The organism is Candidatus Nitrosomarinus catalina (genome assembly GCF_002156965.1).
Classification (GTDB): Archaea; Thermoproteota; Nitrososphaeria; order Nitrososphaerales; family Nitrosopumilaceae; genus Nitrosopumilus; species Nitrosopumilus catalinensis.
This window is the reverse complement of the sequence record NZ_CP021324.1, coordinates 689,882-702,898: the sequence shown is the minus strand read 5'-3', so window position 1 is coordinate 702,898 and position 13,017 is coordinate 689,882. Positions and strand designations below refer to the sequence as shown.

General features: G+C 30.0%; 16 protein-coding genes. 7 read left to right on the top strand and 9 right to left on the bottom strand.

What is annotated here, in order from left to right; translation table 11 throughout:
- The first annotated feature begins 79 nt into the window (after window positions 1-79).
- Genes NMSP_RS04220 through trpB form a run of 5 tightly spaced genes read left to right on the top strand, consistent with a single transcriptional unit; the run spans window position 80 to window position 5,015 of the window.
- On the top strand, window positions 80-1,429 hold the full coding sequence (locus NMSP_RS04220) for an anthranilate synthase component I family protein (protein WP_086907598.1): 1,350 nt from the start codon (window positions 80-82) through the stop codon (window positions 1,427-1,429).
- Entirely contained in the window at window positions 1,426-2,016 is a 591-nt protein-coding gene (locus NMSP_RS04215) for an anthranilate synthase component II (protein WP_086907597.1), read from the top strand. The genes NMSP_RS04220 and NMSP_RS04215 overlap by 4 nt, the downstream gene beginning before the upstream one ends.
- Complete coding sequence (gene trpD / locus NMSP_RS04210; protein ID WP_086907596.1) at window positions 2,013-3,059, top strand: anthranilate phosphoribosyltransferase; 1,047 nt, start codon at window positions 2,013-2,015, stop codon at window positions 3,057-3,059. The genes NMSP_RS04215 and trpD overlap by 4 nt, the downstream gene beginning before the upstream one ends.
- Window positions 3,052-3,828, top strand: a complete 777-nt coding sequence (locus NMSP_RS04205) for an indole-3-glycerol phosphate synthase TrpC (protein WP_086907595.1) — start codon at window positions 3,052-3,054, stop codon at window positions 3,826-3,828. Before trpD ends, NMSP_RS04205 begins: the two co-directional genes overlap by 8 nt.
- Window positions 3,825-5,015: a tryptophan synthase subunit beta gene (gene trpB / locus NMSP_RS04200; RefSeq protein ID WP_086907594.1), complete on the top strand. Its 1,191-nt coding sequence runs from the start codon at window positions 3,825-3,827 to the stop codon at window positions 5,013-5,015. Before NMSP_RS04205 ends, trpB begins: the two co-directional genes overlap by 4 nt.
- Window positions 5,016-5,030: 15 nt before the next feature.
- Here trpB and NMSP_RS04195 read toward each other — a convergent pair whose 3' ends face one another.
- The 4 genes from NMSP_RS04195 to NMSP_RS04185 form a co-directional block, all read right to left on the bottom strand.
- Window positions 5,031-5,711: a PepSY domain-containing protein gene (locus NMSP_RS04195; RefSeq protein ID WP_086907593.1), complete on the bottom strand. Its 681-nt coding sequence runs from the start codon at window positions 5,709-5,711 to the stop codon at window positions 5,031-5,033.
- Between the two features lie 113 nt (window positions 5,712-5,824).
- Window positions 5,825-5,980, bottom strand: coding sequence for a hypothetical protein (locus NMSP_RS08455; RefSeq protein WP_192866131.1), 156 nt, complete (start codon window positions 5,978-5,980; stop codon window positions 5,825-5,827).
- Window positions 5,981-6,081: 101 nt separating this feature from the next.
- The gene (locus tag NMSP_RS04190; RefSeq protein ID WP_086907592.1) at window positions 6,082-6,678 is read right to left on the bottom strand and encodes a hypothetical protein; all 597 of its coding nucleotides are present in this window, start codon (window positions 6,676-6,678) and stop codon (window positions 6,082-6,084) included.
- A gap of 37 nt (window positions 6,679-6,715) precedes the next feature.
- The gene (locus NMSP_RS04185; RefSeq protein WP_086907591.1) at window positions 6,716-6,922 is read right to left on the bottom strand and encodes a hypothetical protein; all 207 of its coding nucleotides are present in this window, start codon (window positions 6,920-6,922) and stop codon (window positions 6,716-6,718) included.
- 453 nt (window positions 6,923-7,375) lie between these two features.
- Between NMSP_RS04185 and NMSP_RS04180 the strand changes: the two genes are divergently transcribed.
- The gene (locus tag NMSP_RS04180; protein ID WP_086907590.1) at window positions 7,376-7,912 is read left to right on the top strand and encodes a hypothetical protein; all 537 of its coding nucleotides are present in this window, start codon (window positions 7,376-7,378) and stop codon (window positions 7,910-7,912) included.
- A gap of 4 nt (window positions 7,913-7,916) precedes the next feature.
- Here NMSP_RS04180 and NMSP_RS04175 read toward each other — a convergent pair whose 3' ends face one another.
- The 3 genes from NMSP_RS04175 to NMSP_RS04170 form a co-directional block, all read right to left on the bottom strand.
- Window positions 7,917-8,180: a hypothetical protein gene (locus NMSP_RS04175; protein ID WP_086907589.1), complete on the bottom strand. Its 264-nt coding sequence runs from the start codon at window positions 8,178-8,180 to the stop codon at window positions 7,917-7,919.
- Between the two features lie 86 nt (window positions 8,181-8,266).
- Entirely contained in the window at window positions 8,267-8,398 is a 132-nt protein-coding gene (locus NMSP_RS08690; protein ID WP_264080383.1) for a hypothetical protein, read from the bottom strand.
- Between the two features lie 130 nt (window positions 8,399-8,528).
- On the bottom strand, window positions 8,529-8,843 hold the full coding sequence (locus tag NMSP_RS04170; RefSeq protein ID WP_086907588.1) for a GIY-YIG nuclease family protein: 315 nt from the start codon (window positions 8,841-8,843) through the stop codon (window positions 8,529-8,531).
- A 96-nt stretch (window positions 8,844-8,939) separates the two neighbouring features.
- Here NMSP_RS04170 and NMSP_RS04165 point away from each other — a divergent pair, with 96 nt between their 5' ends.
- On the top strand, window positions 8,940-10,622 hold the full coding sequence (locus NMSP_RS04165) for a helicase C-terminal domain-containing protein (protein ID WP_225971331.1): 1,683 nt from the start codon (window positions 8,940-8,942) through the stop codon (window positions 10,620-10,622).
- A gap of 10 nt (window positions 10,623-10,632) precedes the next feature.
- Here NMSP_RS04165 and NMSP_RS04160 read toward each other — a convergent pair whose 3' ends face one another.
- Both NMSP_RS04160 and ilvD read right to left on the bottom strand, forming a co-directional pair.
- On the bottom strand, window positions 10,633-11,061 hold the full coding sequence (locus tag NMSP_RS04160; protein WP_086907586.1) for a hypothetical protein: 429 nt from the start codon (window positions 11,059-11,061) through the stop codon (window positions 10,633-10,635).
- A 264-nt stretch (window positions 11,062-11,325) separates the two neighbouring features.
- On the bottom strand, window positions 11,326-12,999 hold the full coding sequence (gene ilvD / locus NMSP_RS04155; protein ID WP_086907585.1) for a dihydroxy-acid dehydratase: 1,674 nt from the start codon (window positions 12,997-12,999) through the stop codon (window positions 11,326-11,328).
- Between the last annotated feature and the right edge of the window lie 18 nt (window positions 13,000-13,017).

The following is a 13,017-nucleotide window of genomic DNA, read 5'->3' as shown; positions in this document are numbered from 1 at the left end:
TTGGTGAATTTTTTTGATATTTTGTGCCTAATTCGATCTAGAGGCTTTAAATATTAAACAGTGAAAAATTTGTTTATGGGTGGACACCTTTGGAAATGCACAAGCAAAAGTAATACCTCTAGATTTATCTGAAAACCAATTTCAAATTTACAATAAAATATCTCGAAATTATTCTCATTCGTTTCTCTTTGAATCTCTTTCTGGACCAGAGGTTTTAGCTGAAACATCTGTTATGGGATTTGATCCTAAAATTATTTTTAAAGGATATTATGATAAAGTGGAAATCATTGAAAATAATGAAACAACTACCATTGAAACTAATGATCCTTTTGTAGAATTAAAAAAGTTATTGGGTAAATCAGATGATCAAAAATATCGATATCTTGGTGGTGCAGTTGGAGTAGTCAATTATGACTCAATTAGATTAGTCGAAGATATTTCCAAAGAAAATAATTTATCTCAACCAATAATGGAATTTGGAATATATGATGACGGTCTGTTATATGATAACGTTGAAAAAAAATTATTTTATTTTTATCATGATGTAAATAGATTTGATCAATTAATTGTAAGTGATGATTCATTTAATAAATTTAGTTCTACTGAAGTTACTCCCAATATGAATAAAGAAAAATTTTCAAGTATTGTGAATAAAGCAAAACAGTATATTCATGATGGTGATATTTTTCAAGTAGTTTTATCTCGTAAATTTGCATTTGACACTAGTGGTGATAATCTAACATTATACAAAACATTAAGAAAATTAAATCCGTCTCCATACATGTATCACCTAAAGCAAGATTCAAAAACAATTATTGGTGCCTCTCCTGAAATGTTAGTTAGAATTACAGATGATAAAGTAGAAACTTTTCCAATTGCTGGAACTAGAAAAATTACTGATAATGAAGAAAAGAATAAGGCATTATCTGAAGAATTAATTCATGATGAAAAGGAGTTAGCAGAACATACCATGCTTGTTGATTTAGGACGTAATGATATTGGAAGAGTCTGTAAATATGGAACTGTTCATCCTGAATCTCTCATGCAAATTAAGCGATTCAGTCATGTCCAACATATTGTTAGTCATGTTGTTGGTAATTTGGGCTCAAGAAATGATATGTTTGATGCATTTCAGGCAGTATTTCCTGCTGGAACTGTATCTGGAGCACCAAAAGTTCGTGCAATGCAAATAATTGATGAATTAGAAGGAGAAGAACGAGGTCCATATGCTGGAGCAGTAGGTTATTTTTCATATAATGGATGCTGTGATTTTGCAATTGCAATACGAAGTATTTTCATTGATGGCAACAAAGGATTTGTACAATCCGGTGCTGGGATAGTTTCAGACTCTGTTGCAGAAAACGAATTTAAAGAAACTGAACATAAGGCAGGTGCGATGCTTCAAGCATTAAAGGAGGCCTCAAATTGAAATTCTTAATTATTGATAATTATGATTCATTTGTTTACAATATTGCTCAATATCTTGGGGAATTGGGTGTTGACTGTGATGTATTTAGAAATGATAAAATTACTATTTCACAAATTAAACAAAATAATTATGATGGAATAATAATTTCTCCAGGTCCTGGAACTCCAGAAGATAAAAAATATTTTGGAATATGTAGTGATGTAATCAAAGACATTGGTCCAAAAATTCCAATTTTAGGTGTTTGTCTTGGTCATCAGGGAATCATAGATGCATTTGGTGGTAAAGTTACAAACGCAGGTTGTGTACGACATGGAAAAACTAGTCAAGTACAACACACTGATTCAGAATTATTCAAAGATGTGAAAAACCCTTTCAGAGCTACAAGATATCATAGTTTAGTTGGTGATAAAACAATAATTCCTGATGTTTTAGAAGTTACAGCAACTGCAAATGATGATGGGGAGATAATGGCAATAAGACATAAAGAATTTTTAATTCAAGGAGTACAATTTCATCCTGAATCCATTATGACTGAAGACGGTAAAAAAATTCTAGGTAATTTTATCAGACAGGTTAAAGAAAAATGATTTCAGATTATATTAAAAAATTAGAGAAAAAAATTGATCTTACATATGATCAAATGAATGAAATCATGTCTGAAGTATTATCTGGAAAAACTACCGATGATGAAAATATGGGATTCTTATCTAATCTGTCTAAAAAAGGCGAAACAGATGATGAATTACTGGGAATGCTTGATAAAATGCAAGAATTATCACTAAAAATTACGCCTGAAAACAATGGAACTATTATTGATATGTGTGGAACAGGAGGCGATAATTTACAAACTTTCAATATTTCTACTACTGCTTCTTTTGTGGTTGCTGCTGCTGGCGGTATTGTTGCAAAACATGGTAATAGATCCAGTTCAGGAATTTCTGGCAGTGCTGATATTTTTGAATATTTTGGATATGATCTAAATGCTGAACCATCTGGTGTGGCAAAAATTCTTGAAGATTACAAAATTTGTTTTATGTTTGCACAAAAATTTCATCCTGCAATGAAAAATGTTTCATCTGCTAGAAGACAATTGGGAACTAGAACTGCATTTAATTTACTAGGTCCATTATCAAATCCAGCCAATGTTAAAAATCAGTTAGTTGGTGTTTTCTCAGATGCCTTTCTTACTAGATTACCTCAAATTCTGAAAAGAAAAGGTGTAGAAAATATAATGGCTGTTAGATCAAATGATGGGATGGATGAATTTTCTACTAGTTCTACAAATTCTGTATGTATTTTAAAAAATAATGTTGTCACTGTTAACTCAATTGATCCTGAATTTCTTGGTCTACACAAATCTTCATTAAATGATATTAAAATTCAAACAAAAGAAGATGCAATTCAATCCTTTGTCAACGTCTTGAATAATTCTGCTAATCAATCTATGATTGAAACTACTGCATTAAATGCAGCTGGTGGTTTATTGGTAGGAAATGTTGTCGATAGTTTTGAGGATGGTGTTGAACTTGCATTAAACACTATTTCAAATGGAAAAGCGATGAATTTATTGGAGAAATTTGTGCGTAATACTGGAGATATTGAAAAATTAAAGGAGATTATAGATGGCTGAAAATATTTTAAAAAAATTAGTTAACAATTCTCAAATGGCAATTGATGATGGAGTTTATGATGTTGATGTAAATTTACAAAAATCTAATCAAGATTTTCAACAAATTATTAAATTAAATTCTCACGCAACATTGCTTACTGAAGTAAAATTTTCATCACCTTCATTAGGAAAAATTAGAACAATTGGTGATCCTAGTAGTATTGCTAAACAGATGATTGAAGGCGGTTCTAAAGCATTATCTGTTTTAACTCAACCGCATTTGTTTAATGGATCTCCAGATTATTTTGTACAAGTAAGACAATCCGTTGACGTTCCACTATTGATGAAAGATATTATGATTGATAAAATCCAAATTGACACTGCAAAAAAAATAGGTGCTGATTACATGTTGGTAATTCAGTCTCTTTTTGATCAAAAATTTCTTAATGATATTGATGATTTTATTGCATATGGGCATAAACAAGGTTTGAATGTATTGCTGGAAGTTCATACTAAAGAAGAATTTCAAAATGCATTAAAAACTGAAGCTGACATTATTGGAATCAATAATAGAAATTTGGATACTTTGGAAATTGATCTTAAAACTACTGAATTAGTTTTATCTGGATATGAAAAATCTCGAATAATTTTATCTGAAAGTGGAATTAACACCTCTGAAGACATTCAATACTTAAAAAAGTGTGGAGCTGATGCATTTTTGATAGGTTCAAGTATAATGAAAAGTGATAATATTGTAGAGCAGGTAAGAAAATTGGTGAACTCATATTGAAATATCCTAAAAATGGTAAATTTGGAGAATTTGGTGGTCAGTATATACCTGAAACCTTGGTACCTGCAATAGAGGAATTAGAAGAAAACTATCTGAAATTTAAAAATGATAAAAAATTCAAACAAGAATTAGATTATTATCTAAAAGTATATGCTGGAAGACCAACTCCGCTATACTATGCAAAAAATTTATCTGAAAAATTAGGTGGTGGAAAAATCTATCTAAAAAGGGAAGATCTTTTACATGGAGGAGCTCATAAAATTAACAATACTTTAGGTCAGGCACTTTTGGCAAAAAAAATGAATAAGAAACGAATCATTGCTGAAACTGGTGCAGGTCAACATGGAGTTGCAACTGCAATGGCATGCGCTGCATTGGGAATGAAAGCTGAAGTGTATATGGGATACAAAGATACCATCAGACAAAAACAAAATGTCTATAGAATGAATATGTTGGGTTCTAAAGTTCATCCCGTAAAATCTGGTTCTAAGACATTAAAGGATGCAATTAATGATGCAATAAGAGATTGGATTACAAATGTTGAATCCACATACTATCTATTAGGATCCGCTGTTGGTCCACATCCTTATCCTGTCATGGTTAGAGATTTTCAAAGTGTTATTGGAAATGAAATTAAATCTCAGATGAAAAAAATCAATAATAAAGAACCTGATACTGTAATTGCATGTGTTGGTGGTGGTTCTAACGCAATAGGAACCTTTTATCCCCTTGTTGACACAAGTGCTGAAATTATCGGTGTTGAAGCTGCGGGTATGGGATTAAAATCAAAACTACATTCAGCCACCTTATCTGCAGGAAGTAAGGGTGTTTTACATGGAATGATGACATATTTGCTTCAAGATAGTGAGGGTCAAATTACAGAAACTCACAGTATTTCTGCTGGACTAGATTATCCTGGTGTTGGTCCAGAACACGCCTACTATAAAGACACAAAACGCGTAAAATATCACTCATCTACGGACAAAGAAGTTTTGGATGCATTTTTGATTTTAACTCAAACTGAAGGAATTATCCCTGCATTGGAATCATCTCATGCCATTTCTGAAGCTATGAAAGTTGCCAAAAAATCTAAACCTTCTGAATCTATAGTTGTAACCCTTTCAGGTAGGGGTGATAAGGACGTTGAAGAAGTTCAAAAATATTTAGATGCTTCTAAAAATAATTAATAATTAAAATATTTTTTATGACTTAATTGATTGAGCATACTCTTCAAGTTTTTGCTTTTTCTCTTCTGGTGTAAGTGTTAGGAGTCCTTTCCATTTTTCTTTCATTTCTTCTTTTTGTTTTTGTTTATCTTCTTCTGACATCATATCCCATTGCAACTTCATTTGCATAAAATGCATAATCATTGATGCTTTATCTTGAATTGATAGTGATTTCCATGCTTCCCCCATTTCTTTAAATTGCTTTTTCTTTTCAGCTATTTGTTCAGGGGTCATTCCCTTAAAGTAGTCCTTCATTTTTTTATCATGTCTATTTTCATTATACCTTTTCTTTTTGTTAGAATCATGTTTCTTTGAATCTGTTACGTAAAGAACTTCTCCACTTCCTGCATCAACTAATATTTTTTTGTAGTCATGATCATCATTTGACACTACAATTTTGTACACTAAATACCCGTTAATTGATACTAGTTTTCCGTACATACTTTTACTATCTGAAATTTCATTTTCAGCAATTGTCATTGCGTCAACTAAAGTAATTTCAGCAAGACTTGAATTGACTTCTTCAGTTTCAACTGGAATTGTACCTTGAATTGCAGGATATTCTGTTTTATCCCAATATGCATAAGATGGGGATATTCCTACAGTTGCAATTAATCCCATTATTACAAGTAATGCTGTTATTTTTACTGAAATCAAATTAACAAAAAACAATTTTAGAAGTATAAAAAATAATCGTATGATTCATTCTAGTTTGAGAAAATAAATGTCTGATTTGTTACGAATTAGTTTTTAGCACTAGAAAATATTTTTTATTTTACTGGTTTATTTTTCAATAGGGCTTGCTCTGGAGTTTTTTCTTTATTTGATTCCCAATGCCAATTATGATGTTTTTTCCAATGTTTGTCTAATTCTTCTGTAGTAGGTTCTTTTCCTAATGGACTTCCACATAATTTACATTGTTTCATTTTTTATTATCCTTGGATTTTTTCTTTTTAGGTTTAATTATTGGATGACATTGTGCTGGTAAGTTTTCATCATTCATTGTTATCAATTTCATTTTTAGTTTTTATTCTTCTTCTGCATTAATGGTATCTGGATCATTGTTTCCTGGCAAATACTTGTCTCCAAGAAAACCATTCATTTTTTCATCAAATTCTTCTTGCAATCGTGTTAGATACATTTCTGCTTCAGTTTCATCATCTGGAATTCCTGTATCTGTTTCATAATTGAAACCTGTAGCCAAATGATAAAACTCCTCAAAAAATTCTTTGCAATCAATTACATCTGCCTCTCTATCTATGGATAGTACTAAGAAGTCTCTGTCTAGTCTAAAATTTAGACAAACTTCCTCTTCGATCATGGTATCGACAATTACTGCCATTAAGTATGCAATATTATTTCTATTCAAAGATTTTTCACTTTTATTGGAAATCCATAATTCTTCATCATCTAACAAATTATCAAATGTTCTAACAATAACATCCCTAACTTCTGAATCCAAGTGAGCTGATTTTGATTCCCATAATTTTTCATCATATTTTCCAGGTTCCACATAAATTAAATCAAAAGTTAATTCAGGATTAATTTGATCAAATTCCCATACTTGCTTATTTGTCCACATTGGTGAAAAATCACTAATAATTTTTTTAGTTAATTGATTCATAGTTGATTGTAATTCTTTCTCTTGTTTAATCTTATCTTTAATTACTATTGTTTGATTTTAAAAATTCTAATGTACATTCAGCTAATTGTTTATCTGAATGTTTTTCAATTTGATGCTTACAATTTGGACATGTACCTTTTTGATTATCTACTAAACCATCATTTACTTGTTTCATACAACATTCCATTAATTCTGAGGTTGAATGTGATTCCATAGATAATTTACATGTTGGACACAATGTCATTTTCAATTTCTGATATTTTTTAACTAATAAATAAAATTTATTAAAAATATCTAAATGACAACTACTGAACAAATTCAGTTTTAAAAAAACAGGTAATTATTAAGAAAATAACAAGAATAAACCCACTGCTGAAGCAGCTAATGATATTCCCATCCACGCATAAAATTTTTTATTCATACATTGTAACAATATGTCTAAAATTAATAGTTTAGAATCATGAAAACAGGCAAGTTAACTCACTATCATCGACTCTTTGGGAGTTACATTATGATTTAACCAGCACAAATCCTGTTCTCTTGAATCTATTGACTTTGATTTCAACAAATTCATAAAATAAAATGTGTCGTGTTATTTGCTCAAAATGGGTTGAAAAAATTATCCTTTTTTAATTCAGGCATAATTTCTTAATTTTTCAAATCAAATAATTTATTGTATATGTGATTAGTTTGTAATATGATTGAAAAAGAGGTAATTCATTGGTCTGATGATATTCAACTAAATGTATCAAATTTTATGGCTGAACCTAATCCTGGTATTTTTGAAGATTCTCACAGTGTTATAAAATATGGATTTACTTGGATTGTAAGCTCTGAACAATTGGATGATCAGGTTGTTTTCTCTGTTGAGAATATACAACTAAGTGTAGAATTTAACCCACTTTTATCTTGGATTAGAATGTCTGAATTTAATGATGGCTTATTACAACATGAACAAGGTCATTTTGATCTTGCTGAAATTGTTAAAAGAAAACATCAAAAAATATTTGAAAATGAATTTTATAATAAACATTTTCCTACAAGAGGTCAAAATGATGCTCAGAGAAAACAATATGCAAAAGAAGATTCTGGTAAAATGATTTCATTAAAAGTTGAAAAATTGAATTTGTATTTAAAAGAAAAACGAGATGAATATGATCAAGAGACTGATTTTGGAAAAAATATTTCTGAACAAAAAAAATATGATGAAATTTTTAGCAAATTAAGAAAATAATTAATTATTGATTTCTTATTATTTTAGTTTCAGGAATTGAATTTATGTAATTTACTAAACTACGATAATATTTTAAATGAAAATTTATGTCTTTAATTTCAGTTTGTTTTAATTCCTCTAACTCTGGCCCAAAATCTCTTTTGTCTGTTTCAATGTGGTTTAGTGTTTTCTCATTTACTTCAATCATATGAAAAAGACTGTGGAGTACTTCACCTTTTTGAAGTGTTTTATCACATGACTTTTGTAATAGTAATTCTACCCAATCCATATTTTTTATTTTTAAATTCTTATATGATTATCTGAATTTGATTTATTCTGACTCTTACTCTATTTTTTTTTAGTAATTTTTTGAGCCTAATTTTGATTTATTTTTTTCTGTCTATCTTTAATTTCCTTGTTTCTATCACTATCTGAATGAACTTCTGAATGTTCATACAGGTCTTCTTTTGAATCAAATATTTGATCACAATAGTAACATTGGTGCATGACATCGTTACGGTATTATCATTATTATGACTTTCATCATTTTTTTATAAATGGATAAATCTCTTTGATGTTTTATTAATTTAGAATTACTTTTTGGTTAATTTTATCTATATTTTATAAGAATTTTTTATTATGTTTGTATTTCAATTTCTGAATTGCATGATGGATAATTCCCAGTTTCATTTTTAATCTTATTAATTAATTCTAATTGTTCTTGTTTTTGATTATCTGTAAATATTCTCTGATAAAATGCTGTTTTTTTCAAACATTCATTTTCATTAAAATCAGTATCTAAAAATTCAGTAAATGTTTTTTCAAGATTTTCTGTTTCACCAACAAATATTGGTTCTTTGTTTCTGTTGTAGAATACATAAATTCCTGAAATTGATTTAACGAATTTTGCACTTTCTAACCATACTCTCATCTTATCATCAAGTAATTCCATACTGTATCTATTTTGAATTGATATTAAAATGATGATAGAAAATTTTGTATATCACAAGAACCTTCATGCTTTTAATACCTAAAACCGAGATGATTAATCCTGTCTCTTATAGAAAAATTTCCCGATCAATTTACACCTAGACAAATTCAAAAAAACATAATCAATGAAATTGAATCAAATTTGAAATCTGGATTTAAAAAAATTGTTATTTCTGCTCCTACTGGTGTTGGAAAGTCTTTAGTTGGTGCAACTGTTTCAAACTATTTTGATAGTTCATTTACTGTAACTGCATCAAAAAATCTACAAGATCAATATATCAAAGACATTCCATTTTTAAAACCTGTAAAAGGTAAGCAGAATTTTCCTTGTTTGAAATTAATGGCTGCAGAAAAAGTTGAGAATGATCGAAGAGCAATGCGATGGGGTTTAACTTGTGATAAAGGTCAATGTCAGGAAAGAGTGAATAGAAATGGAAAAGAGGTTGTTAAAGTCTGCGATTTTAAACCTACAATTAAACAAATTGAAGATAATACTCAGGATTCAGTATCATGTCATTATTATCTTCAAAAATATGATGCACTAGTTTCAAAACATTCGTTGTGGAATTACCATGCATTTTTTACAATAATGAAATTTAATAAAAAATTATTTGAGGACTATTTAGATAGAAAAGTTACTGTATTTGATGAGGCTCACAAGATTGAGGATCAGATAATTCAGTTTGTTGGATTTGACATTTTTGCTGGACAAGTAGATGAATGTAATTTGAATACTGAAAAATACAACTTTACTGATTTAGATTCGATGATCCAACTAACTGATGATATTGCATTTTCGTATGCTAAAAAAATTAAAGATATCAAAGAAAGTCCTGTATTTCAAAATAATCCTGATTTTGAATTAATTACGGGATTGGAAAGACGTTATGATAGAGCTGCTCAGGCTAAAATTGATATTATTGCAGATAAGGATAATTTCATCGTTAATGACCCTGTGAAAGACATCAATGGTAACTTTAGAACCATTTCTGTAAAACCTATTGACGTTTCAAAATTTGCACATGAATTCTTTGATACTGAATACCAAATTTTTATGTCTGCAACAATTGATCATTCCAGTTTCTGTGAAAATATGGGACTTGAAAAAGACGATGTTGCTTTTGTAGATACTCCTAAATCTCCATTTCCAATTGAACATAGAAAAATTGATCTAATGAATATTCGAAGATTAAGTTATGGTTCAACGGAAGAAGATGAATTAGAAGTAATTAAAACAATTGACAGAATTTTAGATGAACACTCTGATGAACGTGGATTAATTTTAACATCATCAATTCCAAGATGTCAAAAAATTATTCGATATCTATCTCCTAAAAATACTAAAAGAATTCGTCTATGTCATAGTAAAAATAAAGATGATAAAACACAAGATGAAGTAATTTCTGAACATTCTTTGGATCCAACTGGTGTTTTACTGTCTTCATCACTATGGGAAGGTGTTGATCTTAAAGATGATTTATCCCGTTTTCAAATTATTGCTAAAGTGCCATACCCAAATTATACTGAAAAACGAACAAAGGCAAAAATGAACAAGTTTCCCTTATGGTATACTTCTCAAACATTAACAAAACTGTTACAAGGTTTTGGTCGTTCTATTCGAAGTGATAAAGATTGGGCAAAAACATATGTTTTGGATACGGCTGTAAATAACGTCTTTTTTAAGGCTCAACAAATGATACCTAAGGCATATCATGATGTTTTAGGTATGGATGAACCTTAATCTCTAAAAATTATTTTATTAATTTTGTAGAATGTCTATACAAATCATGAAGATTTTTGCCATCTAGATTTTGTTCATTATTATTTAATTCGGTATCGTGTAAAATTTCATCAAAATTGTATCCAGTTTCATCTTCCACTGAATCTTTAATATTGCTATGACTTGTAGATTTATTTAATTTTTTTAATTGTTCTAAAACATCATTATTACAATCGTACCAAAGTTTTATTGATTTATCTGAATTATTAAGAAATTCAGGTGACTTTTTTATCATATTATTACTTAGAGTCAAAATTTGTTTTGCTAAAAACAATGGTCTTGTATCAATATTGTTAAATTCATCAAAGCAAGTATCACACACATTAACTGTATAATCTGAATTAATTTTTCGAATTATTTTCTTTTCATGTTCACATTCATAAATTTCTGTATTACTCAACGAATATTGTATTGTTGTTGATAATTTATTATTTTATTTAAAAAATTATTTTTTTAATTGTTCGCTAGCATAATATTCCAAACAATTTGGAATCCATGCATGTATGAACAAGGCTACACTCATTTTCATTGCTCTTTTCCAATGATGAGTGTATGATACTCTATTGTTTTCGAGATGTCTCATAAAATCAGTTTTTTTAAATCATATTTATCTATTTAGTAGTACTTAATCTTAGTATTTTTATGTTAAGTAATACTAATACTATTATGGATTTGCATAGGTAACTGCACCATTAGCTGCAGAACCAACAAGTGTAGCAAATTTTGCTAGTGCCCCTGTAGTGTAATTTGCTTCAGGTTTTTTCCAATCTTTTTTTCTACTCTCTAGTTCTTCATTAGATACGTGAAGATCAATAATGTTAGTTTCTGTATCAATTGTAATTTTATCTCCATTTTTGACTAATGCAATTGGTCCACCAACATATGCTTCAGGTGCAACATGTCCAACCATAAATCCTCGAGTACCTCCAGAGAATCTACCATCTGTTACCATTGCTACTTTCTTTCCTAACCCCTGACCTACTAATGCAGCTGTAGTTGCTAACATTTCTCTCATACCTGGACCTCCCTTTGGTCCTTCATATCTAATCACAACTACGTCTCCTTCGTCAATTTCTCCTTTGGATACTGAATCAAATGCTAATTCCTCTCTGTCGTATACTTTGGCATTTCCTGTAAATTTTGTCATTTCTACTCCTGCTGTTTTTATTACTGCACCCTCAGGGGCAAGAGATCCTTTAAGAATTACCGCAGTTCCAACTTCGTGTAGAGGATTTTCAATTGTTCTTACAATATTTTGTTCTGCACTAGGAAATTTAAAAGAATTGAGATTTTCTTTAATTGTTTTTCCTGTAACTGTAATACAATCTTCATTTAGTAATCCTTTATCTAATAATTTTTTTAATACAAATGGTATGCCCCCAATTCTATCTAATGATTCCATAACATAATTTCCTCCAGGTTTCATATCTGCTAAATGAGGTGTTTTCTTTCTAATTCTTTCAAAATCATCATATGTTAAATCAATATTTACCTCATTAGCAAGTGCAAGTAAATGTAATATTCCATTTGTTGAACCTCCAACAGAATTTAACATCATAATTGCATTTTCAAAAGCTTCAAAAGTTAAGATTTCTTTTGGTCTGATATTCATCTCTAAAAGTTTAGCACATGCAACACCTGTATCGTATACAACATTATTTCGTCTATTGTCTTCTGCAGGAGGACTTGCACTACCTGGTAGTGCTAGACCGATGGCTTCTGAAATTGAGGCCATGGTGTTTGCAGTAAACATACCTCCACATGAACCTGCATTAGGACATGCTACATTTTCAATATTTTTTAAATCTTCAAGAGATAATTTTCCTGCATCATAAGCGCCTACGGCTTCATACACATCTACAACTGTGAGTTCTTTTCCATCCAACATTCCTGGCTTAATTGTTCCGCCGTATACAAATACTGATGGAATATTTAATCGAGCCATTGCCATCATTGTTCCAGGCAAACTTTTGTCACAACCTGCAATTCCCACTAATGCATCGTATTGATGTGCTCTAACCATCACTTCAATTGAATCTGCAATTATTTCTCTAGAAACTAGTGATGATTTCATACCTTCATGACCCATTGCAATACCATCACTTACTGCAATTGTTGAAAATTCTCTAGGTGTCGCACCTGTATCTGATACTCCGCGTTTAGCTTCTAAAGCTAATTGTGGAAGATGAATATTACATGGAGTTGCTTCATTACCTGTATGGCATACGCCGATAAATTGTTTTGATAAATCATCATCATCAAGTCCCATAGCCTTGTACATAGCTCTGTGTGGTGATCTAGCTGTACCTTCTACAACATTTCTGCTAGATATTTCCATATTAGACAATTTTCAAAT